The sequence below is a fragment of the Cohaesibacter intestini genome, from assembly GCF_003324485.1.
In the GTDB taxonomy this organism is placed as follows: domain Bacteria; phylum Pseudomonadota; class Alphaproteobacteria; order Rhizobiales; family Cohaesibacteraceae; genus Cohaesibacter; species Cohaesibacter intestini.
The window spans coordinates 391,167-408,402 of record NZ_QODK01000001.1 but is presented as its reverse complement, the minus strand read 5'-3'; the positions used below and the strand labels follow the sequence as shown (position 1 = coordinate 408,402).

Here is a 17,236-nt window from a genome sequence, read left to right as displayed (position 1 = left end):
AGCTGCGCACCAGAGGAAACGGGAGGCGAAAGGTTTGGAAAAAACAGAAGGGAAAAAAGGCAAAGACATAAGAGAATGGCTCCGGAACGCTGAAAGCCTCGCCCTTTTAAGGCGCAAGCCTTTGTTGCACGGGAAAATACATATCCGATAGCCTAGGTGGAAAGCGTTCCGCCGTCCAGTCCACAGGGCATAGGATGATGGTCCTATGCCCCGATCAATCGCTGTGATCGATTGTCTTTGGGTTCTGGTCGGCTGGCTTATGCCAGTTTGGCAGCCTCGGCGGCGCGTTTGCCAATCTCTGCCCAGTCGCGGGCACGGACCAGATCAAGCGGTGCGATCCATGTGCCACCAATGGCAAAGACATTGGGCTGTGCCAGAAACTCTGCCGCATTGTCAGGCTTGATGCCGCCGGTCGGGCAGAAGCTGATGTCTGCAACGGGTCCCGCAACGGCCTTCAGCATGGAGAGGCCACCCAACACAGCCGCCGGGAACAACTTTTGATCAAAGTAGCCAGCATCGCGCAAGGTCAGCATCTCAGACAAGGTGCCAGCGCCCGGCAGGAACGGCCAGTCATTGTCAACCAACACATCCAGAAGCGCATTGGAAACCCCCGGCGATACACCGAACTGGCCACCTGCATCTTTTGCCGATTGCAATTGTGCGCCATTGAGGATCGAACCGACCCCGACAATGGCCCCCTCTACCTTGCTGGCAATGGTTTCGATGGCAGCAAGGGCGGCGTCGCTGCGCAGGGTGATTTCCAGCACAGGCAGGCCATTGTCGACAAGGCACTGGGCCAGTGGCAGAGCATCTGCGGGATCTTCGATGACCAGAACCGGGATGACCTTGTTGCCTGCCAACAGGCTGGATGGAGATTTCGTCATGATCGAACCTATCATTGTCGTTGCGAGCCGGAATGGGCTCAATCGATTGTCTGCCAGAGATCGCGGGCAATCACTGCGCCGGGATGCATGATAACCTGTCCGGCAATGCGATGGGCAAGGGCAGCCGCTTCCGCCGGGTCCTTTCCCGTCAGGCGCGCGCCGACATAACCGGCGGCGAAGGAATCCCCCGCGCCCGTTGTATCGACAGGCGAGAGAGCTGCTTGCGGGGCAATGGTCAGGGTCGCTTCCCCTTGACGGATAAGGCAGTTGGCACCACCATCCTTGACCACCACCTCACGGGCGCCCCATGCCTGCCAGCGGCTGGCCACAGCCTCTGCGTCGCTGGTCTCTTCCATGATCGCCGCATCGTCTTCCAGCCCCACAAGGCAGAGGGATGCAATCCCCGCCATGGTTTCGGAGACGGCACGGGCCGCCGCAGGCGATGACCAGAGAGCCGGGCGATGGTTGGGGTCATAGGCAACAAGGCAGGATTCTTCCGCCACCAGTTGCTTGAGCGCCTGCATCAGATTGCTGCGCTGGCTTTCATCCAGAATGGCCAGCGAAATGCCGGACAAATAGATCGCGTCGAAAGCGCCCAACTCTTCGACCAGCTCGGCGACACTCTGACCGGCAAACATTTCGCGCGCCGCCGATTGGCCGCGCCAATAGTCAAAGAAGCGCTCGCCGCTCGCGTCATTCTCGATCCGGTAAAGGCCGGGATTCTTGCCGTCCAACTTGCGGATCGAGTCCACACCGATGCCCTCGGCCTTGAAATGATCGATCATTTGAAGGCTTAGACCGCTGGTCCCCAGCGCCGTCAAATAGGATACCTCGACATCAGGGGCAAACTGGCGGGCCAGATAAGTGGCAGTGTTGTAGCTGTCTCCGGCAAATGCCTGTCGAAACAACCCGTCGCCAGCAGGAGACAACTCCACCATACATTCGCCAATGCAGACCGCCTTTAGCGGTGCTTTCTTCGTATTATCAGACATCAACCACGCTCCTTAAGAAACCAATCAGCTGCATTCTGATAGCACACACGGGTCACAAGTCCATCAAGCAGGGCGCGCTCGTTGGGGACATGTCCCCCTTCGGCCCAGCGTCCAACCGTCCGACAGACAAGGCGGCGGAAATAATCATGCCGTGGGAAAGACAGGAAAGAGCGACTGTCGGTCAACATTCCGATAAAGGTCGAGATCAGGCCCATCTGCGAAAGCTGTGTCATCTGCCGTTCCATGCCGTCGAGCTGATCGTTGAACCACCAGCCGGATCCAGCCTGGATCTTGCCCGGCATCGACCCGTCCTGAAAATTGCCAGCGGTCGAGACGATCACTTCATTCTTGGTCGGGTCGAGGCAATAGAGCACCGTGCGCGGCAAATGGCCGTCCCGATCCATCGCCCCCAGCAGGCCATTGAGCGGCGCGGCAATCGGGCGGTCTGCAATGGAATCGCCGCCTACATCTGCCCCGATGCTTTCAAACAGCCGTGGATTGTTATTCCGGATCGCCCCGATATGCAGCTGCATGACCAGATTGCGACTGTGATAGGCGCGGGACAGATCCACCAGCATGGTGGACTGGAACTGGGCGATTTCCAGCTCCGACAAGTCCTCATCCGCCAGACGCTTTGCAAGGATGCGGTCAAGAGTTGCATGATCGACCGGCGGCGCGAAGCGCAGGATCTCGATGCCGTGGTCCGTGGCCTGACAGCCATGGGCGACAAAGTGATCAAGCCGTCCGATCAGGGCGGCCATCAGGGCTTCATAGGTCTCGACACGCGCCCCGCTGACCGCTGCAAGCGACTGCAGGAAAGCCGGAAAGCCCGGCAGGTCGATCTTGAAGGCCGGATCAGGCCGGAAGCTTGGAGCGACCACCATGTCATTGATGCTGTCATCCTCGGCAATCGCCTTGTGATGCTCAAGGCTGTCACACGGCATGTCCGTGGTGCCGACAAATTCCACCTTCATCTTGCGCAACAGACCGCGGGCCGAATGGCTGTCCTCAGCCAGCATTTCGGCGGACATGTCCCAAATGCGATCCGCTGAGGCTGGTGTCAGCAGTTCGCGGATGCCGAAGTAACGTTGCAATTCCAGATGGGTCCAATGGAACAGAGGATTGCCGACACAATGGGGCATGATCTGCGCAAAGGCATCGAACTTCTCACGGAAGGACGCATCCCCCGTTACGCGACGCTCATCAATTCCGGCCCAGCGCATGGCGCGCCACTTATAATGATCCCCTTCCAGCCAGATCGCCCCGATATTGTCCCACTTGCGATCCTGTGCGATTTCTGCCGGGACGAGATGATTGTGATAATCGACAATCGGCAGGTCTTCGGCGACGTCATGATAAAGATGACGCGCGGCTGCCGTATCCAGCAGAAAATCGGGGCCGAGGAAATTTTGCATTCAAGTCTCTCCTGTTAAAGGGTGCCGCCACTAGAAAAGGGCCGAAGGGGAAGGGGGAGCCGGAAAAAGGAGGCACAAATGGGACATGTGCCTCCTTCATAGCCTTGTTGCAGGCTAGCAGTCTACCATTGCTGTCATGTGGCGCTTTGACCCAAGTTCGATTAAGGCGGCATATTGTTGTTTGACACCGCCAACAAAGCGCACATCGGCAACAAGCGCCGGTGGGAAAATGGCCTCCATCGCAAAGACGGCATCGATATAGGCGTCCCAATCCGGCAACAGGGCCGCTGCTTTGGCAATTGGCTCGGCCAGCGGGTCGTTGATTGGCGTCGGGTTGCCCTGCTCATCGCTGCCGGTCATGAAGCGCAGCCATCCGGCAACCCCCAACGCCAGCCGCGTCCAGTCGCCATTATGCTCAAGATGCCAGGCGATGGAGGCAAGCATCCGCTGAGGCAATTTCTGGCTGCCGTCCGAGGCAATCTGCGCGGTCTTGTGTTTCAGCTGGCTATTGGAAAAACGTTCGATCAGCGCCGCAGCATAGGCATCCAGATCCACATCACCGGGTACATCAAGGGTTGGCTGCTGTTCCTTGACCATCAGCGCATGAGCGACCGAGCGGAAATTGGCGTCTTCCATGCAGGCATCAATGGTCTCATAGCCCGCCAGATAGCCCAGATAGGCCAGGAAGGAATGGGCACCGTTGAGGGTGCGCAGCTTCATCTCTTCAAACGGTTCGACATCGGGGACAAATTGCGCTCCAACCTCTTCCCATGCAGGACGCCCCTTGACGAAAGCATCCTCAATCACCCATTGCCGGAATGGCTCACAGACAATGCCATTGGGGTCTTGCATGCCGCCAAGTTTTTCCGTGATCAGTGCCCGGCTCTCATCGGTCAGGGCAGGGACGATCCGGTCAACCATCGAGCAAGGGAAGGTGACATGCTTGCGAATCCATGCGGCCAGCACTGCGTCGCGTTTGTCGGCAAAGCTCAGGACCGCTTGCTGGCACAATTTGCCATTGGCCGGCAGGTTGTCCAGCGACAGAATGGTGAAGCCGTCCAGTCCGGCCGCCTTGCGGCGGGCGAGCGCTTCAACCAGCGCCCCGATGGCGGACTTTGGAGCCGTTGGATTGTCGAGATCATGGGCGATGGCCGGGTTGGCCAGATCGAGCGCGCCACCGGTCAGACAATAGCCTTTTTCTGTCACGGTCATCGAAACGATTGCGATGTCGGGCTCAAGGAACGGCGCAAAGAAGGCATCCATGCCGCCGCGCTCCGGATGGGCGGTCTTGACGATTGAGCCGATGATCCGAACATTGCTGATCGTGTCGCTATGCTCCAGCACCGAATAGAGGTGATCATTCTCTTCGAGCTGACCAAAGCGATCCGCGCCAAACAGGATATCGCTGACCACCACGCCCCAGTCGCTGTCAGGCGTCTGAAGCAGGAAGTCCTGATGATAGCTCATCCAGTGGGCGCGGGCGAAAGCGCCAAAGCCAAGATGAATCAGTCGGGGCCGAAGCTTGCTCCGGTCATAGGTTGGCAGTTGCGGCTTGCCGGGGGCATTCATGAGATCGGAAATGGTCATGCGGGGCTCCATTTGGCGGGGTTACTTTCTGGCATTTGGCTCAGAAGCGAAGGATCGTGTCGTCGAGATAGGCAACCCCATTCACAAGGACGGGGCGAGGGTCGTCCCCGCAGACACTGATCTTGCATCCTGCAAGCTGCGGGTCAAATGTGCCGGAATGATTCCAATTGAGCAAGAGCCTATCCTCTTGTTCCACCAAAGTGATTTCTGTCAGACGGTGGGCTCCATCCAGGGCGTCGGCATTGTCGATCCCATCCTCATAAAGGAAGGAGCTACAGGCCTCGCGCTGCGCCCCTTTGCGTGGATAGATCACCAATTGGCGCATTTGCCCGGTGACCGAGCCAGATCGATCCACACCGGGCGAGAGTGGCAGAACTGCCCCTGCCCGCACAAAGAGCGGGATTGAGGCAAGATCGACGCTCTGGCGGATCACCTGCCCGGGCTGATAATAGGTGCCGGTCCAGAAATCATAATAGCCAGCGCCATTGTCTGGTAGATAGACGGTGCGACTGGTTGCCCCTTCCTCCACCACAGAGGCGACCAGCAGATCGCGGCCAAGGAAGAAGTCATCCGTCGCGTCAAAGCAGCGATCATCGCCTTCATGGTCAAGGAAGGTCGGGCGCAGCATCGGTTCGTCATCGACGACGGACTGATAATGCAGCGTATAAAGATATGGCAGCAGACTATAGCGCAGCTTGATAGCGTTGCGGATATGGTGGGTGACTTCCGGGAACATCCAGGCTTCATTCACCGTTGCATCATCATTCCAGCTGTGGATGGTGAAGCGCGGATGGAAAATGCCATTTTGCACCCAGCGGACAAACAGCCCCGGTTCTGGCCGTGGACCCGCAAAGCCGCCGACATCATGGCCGATATTGTAAAGGCCGGACAGGCTCATCCCAAGGCCCATCGGAATGTTGTATTTGAGGCTCGTCCAGTTGGTGCGGTTGTCGCCGGACCATGTCTGGGCATAGCGCTGGATGCCCGGACAGCCGGAGCGCGAAATCAGATAAGGCCGCTTGGACGGCTCAAAATCCAGCTGGGCTGCAACCGACGCGCGGGTCATCAGCAATGGCTGAACCGGACGGATCAGGTCGATATCGACCGGCGTGCCAAAACCGGCGCACTGGGCCTGTCGGTCCCAGATTTCATATTCGTTATTGTCGTTCCAGGTGCTGTTGATGCCATAATCAAGCAGCGCCGTCTTCACATTGGCCTGCCACCAGGCTTGCGTGTCCGGATTGGTGAAGTCGAGATGGCTGCCTTCGTCATCCCAAAAGACCGAACGCTCTGCGTTGCCGGTCTCGCTGTCGCGGACAAACAGCCCCTTGACGTCGGCTTCCTTATAGCGCGGATGGTCCTGCAACAGGCATGGCTTGATATTGGCAATCAGCTCAAGACCCGCATCGGCAAACAGCTTCGCCATGCCTTTCGGGTCTGGCACCTTGTCGTGGTTCCAGTTGAAGACATAGCGCTTGTCGCCGATGGAGGTATAGCCCGAGGAAAGCTGGAAGCTATCGCAGGGAATGTCATGCTCGGTGACCAGTCGGACAAAGCCTTCAAGCTGCTCCTGCGCATTGGGCGCATCCGTATAGGACATGGTCGAGCCGGAATAGCCCAGCGCCCAGCGTGGCAAAAAGGCCGTGCCACCGGTCAGTCGCACATGAGCTTTGGTGACATCGGCGATGCTAGGTCCAAGGGTGACATAATAGTCGAGATCTCCATCAGCGGCCCGATAGGCGCGATAGGGCTTGTGGTAATTGTCCAGCTCATTGCCCAGATCGAACCAGCAGGGGGCTAGATTGTCGTAATAGAGACCATAGGACAGGCCGCTTTCCAGTCGCGTGATGGTGAAAGGCACATGCTTGTAAAGCGGGTCGGTCTTGGAGGCGTCATAGCCCATCGCATCGAGATTGCGCATCTCGAAGCGGCGGCCCGTGCGTTCCAGCGCGCCGGATTTCTCGCCAAGGCCAAAGAAGCGGTCGCTTGGCTGGCGCAACAGATAGTGGCGGTGGGCGTGATCCTTGCGGCCCAGCTCATAAGCGCCGGTCGGGCGGTCTTCGGCTATTTTCTGCCAGGGAGCGTCTTTGCTTGTGCGCCCATGCCAAACCAGCCGCAATGGCGTCATCACGGTGACTTTCAGACAGTCGCTTTCCAGCGTCAGTTGCTCGCCTTCATTGATCACATCAAAGGCCGGGCAGGAAAATCCATCCAACCGCGACCGATCACGCCCTTCAAGTGGGGCATCGCCATTGGGGGCGACGGTCCAGCTGCGATCCAGTCGATAGGCCCCATCCTTTAGCAACTGCACCCGCATCATTTTGGGTTCCAGAATGTCGATCCGCATGACATGACGGCCTTCGACGTCAAGTGCGACGCCTGTGTCCGATTGGCTGGCCAGACTCCAGTTTTTCAGTTGATACATGCTCATAGTCCTGAATGGGGCTCAGTTTCCTGAGAGGGGGCAAAGGCCCTGATTGGATAGGCTCTTGCGGGACGCGGTGCGTCTTTATGGTGCCAGATCACAGAGCCTGAACGGCTGGACGGTGCGCACCTGCAGGCAAGAGAGGCGGGAAGCCGCCAGAAATCCGGCGGCTTCCCAGAAAGGCTTCGATTAGTAGCCCAGGAACAGCTGTGGCAGGAACAGCGACAGCTGTGGAATATAGGTGACGGCCAGCAACAGCGCGACAAGCACCACATAGAAAGGCAGCAGTGGCTTGAGCACCTGAGAGATGGCAACCTTGCCGACCGAGCAGCCGACAAACAGGGCCGACCCAACCGGAGGCGTGCAGATGCCGATGCACAGGTTGAAGGTCATCATCACACCGAAATGCACCGGATCCATGCCCAGATCCTGCACGACCGGCAGGAAGATCGGGGTGAAGATCAAAAGGGCAGGCGTCATGTCCATGAAGGTGCCAATCACCAGCAGGGCAAGGTTGATTGCCAGCAAGATCACGATTGGATTGTCAGACAGGGACATCAGCGCGTCGGAAATGGTGAACGGAATGTCAGAGAAAGCCATCGCCTTCGACATGGCGATCGAACAGCCAATCATCAGCAGCACGATGGAGGTGGTCACTGCTGATTCGAGAATGATCTTGGGCAGATCGAAAATCGTGATTTCGCGATACCAGATCAGCGCCAGGAACAGGGTATAGACCACTGCAACAGCCGAGGCTTCGGTTGCTGTGAAAATACCACCAATGATGCCACCCATGATGATGAAGATCAGACCCAATGGCAGCACGGCATCACAGGACTTCTCAAGCACTTCCTTCCAGGTTGGCTTGGGGGCCAGTGGATAGCCGCGTTTCTTGGCAATGAAGCCTGCCACGGCCATCAGGCCAAGGCCCATCAGGATACCGGGAATGTAACCCGCCACGAACAGAGCGGCGATCGAGGTGCCGTTGGTGATCAGGGAATAGACAATGAAGGTGGTCGATGGCGGGATCAGTAGACCGGTCGGGCAGGAGGCAATGTTGACCGCCGCCGAATAGGCCGGATCATAGCCCTCTTTCTTTTGCACCGGAGCCATCACCCCGCCCACGGCAGCAGCCGAGGCCACCGCCGAGCCGGAAATCGCACCAAACATCATGTTGGCCAGCACGTTGCAGTGGGCCAGTGAGCCGGGCAGACGACCGCCAAGGATCTTGGCAAATTCGATCAACCGCATGGCGATACCGCCCCGGTTCATGATGTTGCCTGCCAGAATGAAGAAAGGGATCGCCAGCAGAGTGAAGCTGTCCAGACCAGACGCCATTTGCTGGGCGACGATGAAGATCGACTGATCAAAGGTGAAGGAGATCACCATAAATGTGAAGAAGGTCGCAATGCCGATCGCAAAGGAGATGGGCACACTGAGGGCCATCAACAGAATGAAGATCGAAAAAAGCGTGATTGTTGCTTGCCATTCCATAGCTCAGATTTCCTCTTTCGATCTCAGGACGTTTGGGTGTCGTTTGGGCTGTCCGGATCGAGCAGCTCAACGATCAGAACCACGCAGTAAAACAGCATGGTCGCGCCAGAAAAGGGAATGGCACCATACACATAGCCCATCGGAATGCGGAGTGCCGGCGTGACTTGTCCCTTCTGCAACGTGTCCATCATCAACTGCCAGCCGCCATACATCATGACGACAATGACAAAGGCGGCGATAATGAAGTAAACCGCGATGCGGATATTGCGCAGGCTCTTGCCTTCCAGCCAGAGGCTGACAATGTCGATCGCCAGATGGCGCTTCTGGCCCAGCGTGTAGGCCGCGCCCATGAAAGCGACCCACATGAACAGGAAGCGGGCAATCTCGTCAGTTGTGGTGCTCGGTGTACCAAGAATGAAGCGGGATACGACCTGCCACACGACACAAATGACCAATATGGTGAAAATCGCAACCGTCAGGCTGCCTAGGACCCCGTTCACAAAGCGAACAGCATGTTTCATGCCCGCACTCCCATAAAAATAGCGCTCGGCCCGACAAGGTCGGGCTCGGGTTGACATTCTGGGAAACTGAAATTGGTCGGCCAATTTCGACACAACCCAAAATGCTGGATTTGCGCAGTCTCTCAGCGGTCGCCGAACGGGGCGACGAAACCAAGATCATACACGCAGTATGTTGGGGGATGCTGGCACGTTTTTTCCTCCCGAAAAGAGCGCTGGCGGTTTTTAAAGCCCGGATTTGTGCGGTTTTCCTGTGAAAATTGCCGCAAATCGGTGGGCCATGCCAGTCAGTATCGGAATAATCCGGCATCTCACTCACCTATACACATCGCTCAAAAAACAAAATTGGTCAACCAAAATAAAAATTGTTTGACAAAAATTCGAAAATGGCGAATTGTTTGGTCGACCAAATTAGAAAATTGGTTAGACCGCATTGCAGCATTAAGACACTCGATTCTGTTGCGATGCGCCATACAAAGCTCACCGCGGCCGTCCGAAACAATCAGCGTACGGGTGGTCTGAGACAACGAAGCCGACTGAATTCTTCAATCGGGAGGGAAATCGATGAAACGCAATCTTGCCGTTCTTGGTGCAGTGGCTGGTGCCGCATTCGCACTGACCGCAACCGCTGCCAGCGCAGTGACCCTGAAGCTGAACCACAACAACCCGCCAGAGCATCAGCTGCACAAATCCATGGAGTTCATGGCTGACCGTGTGAAAGAGCTGACCAATGGCGAAGTGAAGATCCGCGTCTATGCCAACGCCCAGCTTGGCACTCAGCGTGAATCCATGGAGCTGGTTCAGAATGGCACGCTCGCCATGGCCAAATCCAACGGCTCCGAACTGGAAGCCTTTGAAGAATCCTACACCGCCTTCAACCTGCCATACATCTTCACCTCCGAAGACCATTACTATGATGTGCTGTCCGGTGAAATCGGCGACGACGTGATGATGGCCTCCCGTGACAAGGGCTTCATCGGTCTGACCTATTACGTGGAAGGCGCACGCTCCTTCTATGCCAACAAGGCCATCAATTCTCCGGCCGATCTCAAAGGCATGAAAATCCGCGTACAGCCATCCCCATCGGCTATTCGCATGGTGGAACTGCTTGGCGGCAACCCAACCCCGATTTCCTGGGGCGAACTCTATTCCGCTCTGAAACAGGGTGTTGTTGACGGTGCTGAAAACAACCCGACCGCTCTGACCACTGCGCGTCATGGTGAAGTCTCCAAAGTCTATTCCGACGATGGCCACACCATGATTCCTTCCGTTGTGGTGATGTCGACCAAGGTTTGGGACGACCTGTCCGAAGACCAGCAGAAAGCCCTGAAACAGGCTGCCCGTGAATCCATGGATTTCCACCGTGCGGAATGGAACAAGACGGTTGCTGCTGAAATCGAAAAAGCCAAAGCCGAACTCGACGTGAAATTCGTTGAAGTCGAAAAAGGCCCGTTCATCGAAGCCGTTCTGCCAATGCATGAAGAAGCTGCATCGAAATCCGAACGCGTTGCAGACTTGATCGAACGCATCAAGGCTGTTGCCAAGTAACAAACGGCAAGCAACAAACGGTCTGTGACCGTTTTGCAGGTTGCCCGTGCCCCTTGAGGCAACCGAATGAAACGCTTCGGCATGGCGGATTGCCGCCATGCCTCCTCGCTGGACAAGCCCCCGGCAATCAAAGACAGGAAGACAAACCATGGTCCTCGAACGTTCCGAACTGGCCGAAAACGCGCTCCAATGCCTCCATGACGAGGCTTATGATCTGCCCTATAACAATCAGGCGCTCAACCACCAGACCATGCTGTTTGTTGAAGGTCGTGAGGCCGAAAGTCTCAACGGGTCGTGGAACTTCTGCGTTGATCTGCTGGATACTGGCCTGCGCCAGAAATGGTTCGCTCTGGAAAAGATGGACCCGATTGATCGGATCGAACCCTATGATTACGATCCCTATATGGGCGAACAGGTCGAGGTGCCTTCCAACTGGCAGATGCTGAAGGAGAAATGGTACTTCTTTGAAGGCAGTGCCTGGTATTCTCGCCCCTTGATGATCGACAAATTATCCGCTGACGAGCGCAAGTTCCTGCGCATTGGCGCGGCCCAATATGACTGCAAGATTTTTCTCAATGGAGATTTTCTGGGCAACCATTATGGTGGCTCCACCCCATTCTGCGTCGAGCTGACCGATGCGCTCCGCGAAGGGGAAAACTGGTTGATGCTCTGCGTGAATAACACGCGCACGACGGATCGTGTGCCCATGCGCAACACCGACTGGTTCAATTATGGTGGCCTCTATCGCGAGGTGGCGCTCTACACCACACCCAAAACCATCATTCGGGATCTCTATGTGGCTTTGGTGGCTGATGGGACCTATTCACGCATTGCCGTGGAAGTTCAGGTCGACGGCCCGGCGCGGGGCGATGTGGAGTTTTCCATTCCCGGATTGCGCCTCTATGCCAGCCTGACGCCGAATGAGAACGGCCTCGCCAAGGCGGTCCTCGAAGCCTCGCCAGAACTGTGGTCCCCTGACACGCCGAAGCTTTATGATGTGGTCGCAAGCATCGGTGACGACGAGGTGCGCGACCGGGTCGGTTTCCGCCAGATCGAACAGATCGGCGCCGAGCTGCGGTTGAATGGCGCGCCATTGTTCCTGCGCGGCATCTCCGTGCATGAGGATGATTTCGATACTGGCAAGGTGACATGCGAGAATGACATCCGCCGCCGTTTTGAGCATGCGCGTGAATTGAACTGCAATTTCCTGCGCCTGGCCCATTATCCGCATCATGAACTGGCATCGAAGATTGCCGATGAAATGGGCTTCCTGCTGTGGGAAGAGATCCCTGTCTACTGGGCCATCGACTTCGAGAATCCGGCCACTTACAAGGATGCCCAGAATCAGCTGATCGAGTTGATCAAGCGCGACCGCAACCGCGCCAGCGTTATCATCTGGTCGGTCGGCAACGAAAATCCGGACACCGATGCCCGCCTTGATTTCATGCGCTCATTGGCCCAAACCGCCAAGGCCTATGATCCGACCCGCCTGACATCGGCAGCCTGCCTGATCAACCATGCCAAAAAGAAGATCGAGGATCGCCTGTCTGACTATATCGACGTGATTGGCATCAACGAATATTACGGCTGGTATGAAGAGAATTTCGAGGATCTGGTCGAAATCGGCATCAACAGTGCACCAGACAAGCCGGTGGTGATTTCCGAAACCGGGGCCGATGCGGACATCAGCAGCACCGGACCCAAGGCCGGGCTCTTCAGCGAAGCCTATCAGACTCATGTTTATGAACGGCAGATTGAGACTTTGCGTGCCTTGGACTATGTAAAGGGGATTTCTCCGTGGATTCTGTATGACTTCCGTGTTGAGAGACGCCAGAATATGTTCCAGCAGGGCCGCAACAAGAAAGGCCTGATCGCCGGAGACAAACAGACCAAGAAGGAAGCCTTTCACAAGCTCGCGGCATTCTATGCACAGAAGCAGCAAGAGCAAGAGGCTTGCAAGAACAAGAACGGGAAGTGAGGTCCCAGATGATCCCGGAAGCTGGCAAGAGACGCTACCAGGAAGTCGCAGAGGCGCTGAAAAAGGAGATGATCGAGCAGCATCTCATTGTCGGCACGCGTTTGCGCACCGAACGGCAGATCTCTGATGACTTCGAAGTGTCCCGCTCCGTTGTACGCGAAGCCATCATTATGCTCGAGATTGAAGGGCTGGTTTCGGTGCGCAAAGGCTCGGGCACCTATATCGCCCGGTTGCCCAACCAGTCCGAGAAGACCGAAATGGCGCGCAGTGACATCGGCCCGTTCGAGCTGTTGCAGGCCCGTCAGCTGTTGGAGAGCAACATTGCGGCCTTTGCGGCGACCATGGTCACCAAGAATGACATCACGCGCATGCAGGAAGCGCTTGATATGGAAATTCAGGCCATTGAGGCCGGGCGTGACGATTATGATGGTGATGAGTGGTTCCACAGGCTGATCGCCGAGTCCACCCAGAATAGCGTATTGGTCGACATGGTTGCTGATATGTGGCGGCTGCGCGAGGGCAACAAGATTTGGGATGGCCTGCATGCCCGCATCTTTGATGAAAGCTATCGCAAGCAATGGCTCGATGACCATCAGCAGATCCTGACCGCCCTCAATCGCAAGGATCCGGGCAAGGCACGGGATGCCATGTGGAACCATCTGGAGAATGTCCGCAACACCCTGTTGATCCTGTCCGATGTCGAGGACCCGAAATTTGACGGCTACTTGTTCAAGACCCCAAAGGTCATCAAGCTCAACAAGCCGTAATGTTATCAAAATTGTACCCGTTTGGCCTGAGGGGCTGCGAACTGGACGGTGTACCGAACAATAAGAGGCAAAGCCATGAAGCAGACCTGGCGCTGGTTTGGGCCAAATGACCCTGTAACCCTGCAAGACATCCGACAGGCCGGTGCGACGGGCATCGTCACCGCCCTGCATGATCTCCCCAACGGAGTGGTCTGGCCGCGTGAGGCAATCGCCGAACGCAAAAAGATGATCGAGGAAGCTGGCCTCGTCTGGTCGGTGGTGGAATCGATCCCGATCCACGAGGATATCAAGTTACAGCGTGGTGACTGGCGCCAACTGATAGCCAACTGGGCGCAAAGCATGCGCAATCTGGCCGCCGAAGGCGTTACCAATATCTGCTACAATTTCATGCCGGTGATCGACTGGACCCGCACAGACCTTGCATGGGCCCTGCCCAATGGAGCCCGCTGCCTGCGCTTTGATCAGGACCGCTTCGTCGCCTTTGATCTGTTCATCCTCAAGCGCGAAGGGGCCGAGGCTGACTATTCGCCAGAAGATGTGGCTGCCGGTCGCAAAGCCTTCGAAACCATGAGCGATGAAGAAAAGGATCAATTGGTCCGCAACATCATTGCCGGTTTGCCGGGCTCGGAAGAAAGCTACACGATCGAGCAATTTGCCGCCCAGATCGCGCTCTATGATGACATTGATCAGGACCGCCTGCGCGCCCATCTGGCCGACTTCCTCAATGGCGTTCTGCCGGTCGCCGATGAAGTGGGGGCCACCATGGCCATCCATCCTGATGACCCTCCGCGCTCGATGTTCGGTCTGCCGCGCATCGTCTCCACTATCGAGGATATGCGCGCCCTGCGGGCCATCAATGACAGCCCGGCCAACGGCTTTACCCTCTGCTCCGGCTCCTATGGGGTGCGCGAAGGCAACGATCTGGTCGCGATGATCGAGGAATTTGCCGACGTGATCCATTTCTTCCATTTGCGCGCCACCAAGCGTGATGGCAACAGCTTCTATGAAGCGGATCATTTCGGTGGCGACGTCGATATGGTTGAAGTCATCCGGGCCTTCAAGGCTCTTGAGGATCGGCTGGGGCGCTCACTGCCATTCCGCCCCGACCATGGGCACCAGATTCTGGATGATCTGACCCGCCGCTCCAACCCCGGCTATCCGGCGATCGGGCGCCTCAAAGGTCTGGCCGAATTGCGCGGCGCCATGCTGGCGCTAGGAGCAACCGTCGAATAAACAACAAGACCCCGCAACCAAGAAGAAACCCGGAAAAGACAGGCTCTTTTCCGGGTTTTGTGTGCTGACAAGTGGTGCGGGCCTGATTAGCCGGTCCGCACCTGTCGGATGAACCGCTCGACTTCGAGTTTGAGATTCTCCGCCTGTTCCGACAATTCTCCCGCCGCGCTCATGACTTCGCTTGAGGCGGCACCTGCCCGCTTGGATGCATCCGAGACGGCCTCAACGTTGGTATTCACGACTTCAGACCCTTGCGCAGCCTGATTGATGCTGCCGGCAATTTCGTGGGTGGCGGTATTCTGCTCTTCCATTGCCGCCGCAATGGCGGTCGAAATGTCGCTGACCCTCTGAATGACCGTACTGACGCTTTCCATCGAGCCGGAAGCCTGCTTGCTGGCTCCCTGAATGCTGGAGATCTGTTGGCTGATCTCCTCGGTTGCTTTGGCTGTCTGACCCGCCAGCGCCTTCACCTCGCCCGCCACCACAGCAAAGCCCTTGCCTGCAGCCCCGGCACGTGCCGATTCTATGGTGGCATTGAGCGCCAGCAGGTTGGTCTGTTCGGCAATGCTGGCGATCATTTCGACCACTTTGCCGATATTGTCGGCCGTTCCTGCCAGTGCGACCATTTGCTGGTTGGTCTCGTTGACCTTTTCGACGGCCTCCACCGCAGCATTGGCAGCCAGAGCAACCTGCTCGCTGATTTCTCCGATGGTGGCGGTCATTTCTTCGGTGGCCGAGGCAATGGTCTGCACGTTGCTCAAGGTCTGGGTCGAGGCGGCCGAGGCCTGCGACGCCTGCTGTGCGGTCTCCTCCGAGACATCCGACATGGATTGCGCGGTGCCGCTCAGTTGCGTCGAGGCACTGGAAACCGCATTGACGATGCCACCCACATGATCATCAAAGTCGTCGGCCATCTGCATCATCAATTGATGCTTCTCTTCTTCAGCCTGCTGTTTGGCGAGAGCCTGCTGCTGTTCCAGCTCGCGGCTATGAATGCCATTTTGCTTGAAGACCTCCACGGCAGTGGCCATTTCGCCCAGTTCATCCCCGCGCTCGCATCCCGGCACATCGACACCGAGATCATCGTCGGCCAGTTGCTTCATGGCATGGGTCAGAATGACCACCGGTTTGGCAATGCCTCGGGCGATGAAGATCGCGGCGACCAGACCGAACAAGACCGCCAGCAGGCCAAAGATCTGCTGAAAGCGTTGGGCACTATCCAGATTGCGTGTGGTCTCATCACTCAGCGTGTTGCTGTCGGTTTCGATCATCTGTTCGATTTGTGCCGTCAACGCAATCATCGCCTTGGCATTCATGTCGAGCACATTGTCGCGCAGGGTGTTGCGTTCATTGATCAACTTCACAAGACGCTCAAAGGAGCGGACATACTCCGCCACATCCTGACGAACCTGCGCCAACTTGGTGCGCAGTCCGGTCTCGCTGAGATTGTCTTCCAGTTTGCTCAGCATCGTTTCAAGGGATTTGAATTCCCCCTTGGTTTGATTTGCCAGATCGGCCGAGTTCACATCAAGAAATTTCATGACCAACAGGCGTGCTTTGAGCAGGTCCTGTTGCGCTATGCCTGCCTGCAGGGCGGCCTCATAGGATTGGGCTCTGGAGGCTTCGTTCGCAATATGTGACAGATTGTTCAGGATCGCCATGCCGGTCGGCGACAGAATGTTATAGACGACATCATGGCGCATCTGCATCTGGGTGGCGATCTGCTGATAGGCATTCTTGTAGGATTCCATCTCCGTCTCGACAGAGGTGATGGCAGCCCTGAAGGTCGGCGCGGTCATGACTCCCCGCGCGCTGGCGATCAGCTCGCGCAGATGCTCCTGCCCTTTGACGAAAGCACGCTGATCTTCCTCTTCACCGCTCTTGATGTAGGATGCCGCCTTGAGCTGTACATCATAGACCGTTGCGCGAATGTCAGCGCTTAGGGCCGCCTGACGGGACATGTTTTTCGTTGCTGTGAAAGCGGTTCCCAACCCTTTCAGCTCGATGATGCTGGACAGAACCAGCGCCACCATGGTCACAAGCAAAATGCCAAAGCCGATATAGATGCGCGTACCGATTTTGAGCTTCTTCATCAAGGAGATTGAACCTGAGACTTCTTGTCTTGAGGTTGGTTTGTCCGACCCGCTCGGACCATTCCGCGAATCATAGGGCATGTTGTTGAATCCTTTTGCCATCACACAGGCACCTATTACAGGTTGAAATGGTTAGTAAAATATTACTGACTTACCGATATGACGCAAAATGCACCATATTTTACCTCTGAATTCACGTTTTATTTAATAAGTTGTCCCAATTAGAGACTAAAGCTAAGATATTGTACTTATAGATAGAAACCTGCCCTAGATGCTCGGAACCGGAAATGGGTGAAAACACG

General features: G+C 56.6%; 12 protein-coding genes. 4 read left to right on the top strand and 8 right to left on the bottom strand.

The features are described from left to right. Positions 1 to 257: 257 nt before the first annotated feature. The 7 genes from eda to DSD30_RS01740 all read right to left on the bottom strand — a co-directional run bounded on the left by eda (position 258) and on the right by DSD30_RS01740 (position 9,318). Entirely contained in the window at positions 258 to 884 is a 627-nt protein-coding gene (gene eda / locus DSD30_RS01770) for a bifunctional 4-hydroxy-2-oxoglutarate aldolase/2-dehydro-3-deoxy-phosphogluconate aldolase (protein ID WP_114008573.1), read from the bottom strand. 38 nt (positions 885 to 922) lie between these two features. Further along, the gene (locus tag DSD30_RS01765; RefSeq protein ID WP_114007875.1) at positions 923 to 1,876 is read right to left on the bottom strand and encodes a sugar kinase; all 954 of its coding nucleotides are present in this window, start codon (positions 1,874 to 1,876) and stop codon (positions 923 to 925) included. Continuing rightward, the gene (gene uxaC, locus DSD30_RS01760) at positions 1,876 to 3,291 is read right to left on the bottom strand and encodes a glucuronate isomerase (RefSeq protein WP_114007874.1); all 1,416 of its coding nucleotides are present in this window, start codon (positions 3,289 to 3,291) and stop codon (positions 1,876 to 1,878) included. Before uxaC ends, DSD30_RS01765 begins: the two co-directional genes overlap by 1 nt. A 114-nt stretch (positions 3,292 to 3,405) precedes the next feature. Further along, a complete protein-coding gene (locus tag DSD30_RS01755; RefSeq protein WP_198662784.1) occupies positions 3,406 to 4,878 on the bottom strand; it encodes a mannitol dehydrogenase family protein in 1,473 nt (490 codons plus the stop codon). A 40-nt stretch (positions 4,879 to 4,918) separates the two neighbouring features. Next, the gene (locus DSD30_RS01750) at positions 4,919 to 7,303 is read right to left on the bottom strand and encodes a glycoside hydrolase family 31 protein (RefSeq protein WP_114007873.1); all 2,385 of its coding nucleotides are present in this window, start codon (positions 7,301 to 7,303) and stop codon (positions 4,919 to 4,921) included. A gap of 189 nt (positions 7,304 to 7,492) precedes the next feature. Then, entirely contained in the window at positions 7,493 to 8,797 is a 1,305-nt protein-coding gene (locus DSD30_RS01745) for a TRAP transporter large permease (RefSeq protein ID WP_114007872.1), read from the bottom strand. Positions 8,798 to 8,820: 23 nt separating this feature from the next. Beyond that, a complete protein-coding gene (locus DSD30_RS01740) occupies positions 8,821 to 9,318 on the bottom strand; it encodes a TRAP transporter small permease (RefSeq protein WP_114007871.1) in 498 nt (165 codons plus the stop codon). 561 nt (positions 9,319 to 9,879) lie between these two features. Between DSD30_RS01740 and DSD30_RS01735 the strand changes: the two genes are divergently transcribed. The 4 genes from DSD30_RS01735 (at position 9,880) to uxuA (ending at position 14,841) form a co-directional block, all read left to right on the top strand. Then, on the top strand, positions 9,880 to 10,863 hold the full coding sequence (locus DSD30_RS01735) for a TRAP transporter substrate-binding protein (RefSeq protein ID WP_114007870.1): 984 nt from the start codon (positions 9,880 to 9,882) through the stop codon (positions 10,861 to 10,863). 148 nt (positions 10,864 to 11,011) lie between these two features. Beyond that, a complete protein-coding gene (locus DSD30_RS01730) occupies positions 11,012 to 12,841 on the top strand; it encodes a glycoside hydrolase family 2 protein (RefSeq protein ID WP_114007869.1) in 1,830 nt (609 codons plus the stop codon). Between the two features lie 8 nt (positions 12,842 to 12,849). After that, positions 12,850 to 13,608 (top strand): FCD domain-containing protein, encoded by a 759-nt coding sequence (locus DSD30_RS01725; RefSeq protein ID WP_114007868.1) that lies wholly within the window; start codon positions 12,850 to 12,852, stop codon positions 13,606 to 13,608. 75 nt (positions 13,609 to 13,683) lie between these two features. Next, positions 13,684 to 14,841 (top strand): mannonate dehydratase, encoded by a 1,158-nt coding sequence (gene uxuA, locus DSD30_RS01720; protein ID WP_114007867.1) that lies wholly within the window; start codon positions 13,684 to 13,686, stop codon positions 14,839 to 14,841. 86 nt (positions 14,842 to 14,927) lie between these two features. On the opposite strand, the gene DSD30_RS01715 is transcribed toward uxuA, so the two are convergent. Beyond that, positions 14,928 to 16,934 (bottom strand): methyl-accepting chemotaxis protein, encoded by a 2,007-nt coding sequence (locus tag DSD30_RS01715; RefSeq protein WP_198662783.1) that lies wholly within the window; start codon positions 16,932 to 16,934, stop codon positions 14,928 to 14,930. Between the last annotated feature and the right edge of the window lie 302 nt (positions 16,935 to 17,236).

Bases quoted from the DNA above. Each gene is read 5' to 3' on its own strand.
- DSD30_RS01725 (WP_114007868.1), top strand. From the start codon at position 12,850: ATGATCCCGGAAGCTGGCAAGAGACGCTACCAGGAAGTCGCAGAGGCG.
- DSD30_RS01745 (WP_114007872.1), bottom strand. From the start codon at position 8,797: ATGGAATGGCAAGCAACAATCACGCTTTTTTCGATCTTCATTCTGTTG.
- DSD30_RS01755 (WP_198662784.1), bottom strand. From the start codon at position 4,878: ATGACCATTTCCGATCTCATGAATGCCCCCGGCAAGCCGCAACTGCCA.
- DSD30_RS01735 (WP_114007870.1), top strand. From the start codon at position 9,880: ATGAAACGCAATCTTGCCGTTCTTGGTGCAGTGGCTGGTGCCGCATTC.
- DSD30_RS01715 (WP_198662783.1), bottom strand. From the start codon at position 16,934: ATGAAGAAGCTCAAAATCGGTACGCGCATCTATATCGGCTTTGGCATT.
- eda (WP_114008573.1), bottom strand. From the start codon at position 884: ATGACGAAATCTCCATCCAGCCTGTTGGCAGGCAACAAGGTCATCCCG.
- uxuA (WP_114007867.1), top strand. From the start codon at position 13,684: ATGAAGCAGACCTGGCGCTGGTTTGGGCCAAATGACCCTGTAACCCTG.
- DSD30_RS01740 (WP_114007871.1), bottom strand. From the start codon at position 9,318: ATGAAACATGCTGTTCGCTTTGTGAACGGGGTCCTAGGCAGCCTGACG.
- DSD30_RS01765 (WP_114007875.1), bottom strand. From the start codon at position 1,876: ATGTCTGATAATACGAAGAAAGCACCGCTAAAGGCGGTCTGCATTGGC.
- DSD30_RS01730 (WP_114007869.1), top strand. From the start codon at position 11,012: ATGGTCCTCGAACGTTCCGAACTGGCCGAAAACGCGCTCCAATGCCTC.
- DSD30_RS01750 (WP_114007873.1), bottom strand. From the start codon at position 7,303: ATGTATCAACTGAAAAACTGGAGTCTGGCCAGCCAATCGGACACAGGC.
- uxaC (WP_114007874.1), bottom strand. From the start codon at position 3,291: ATGCAAAATTTCCTCGGCCCCGATTTTCTGCTGGATACGGCAGCCGCG.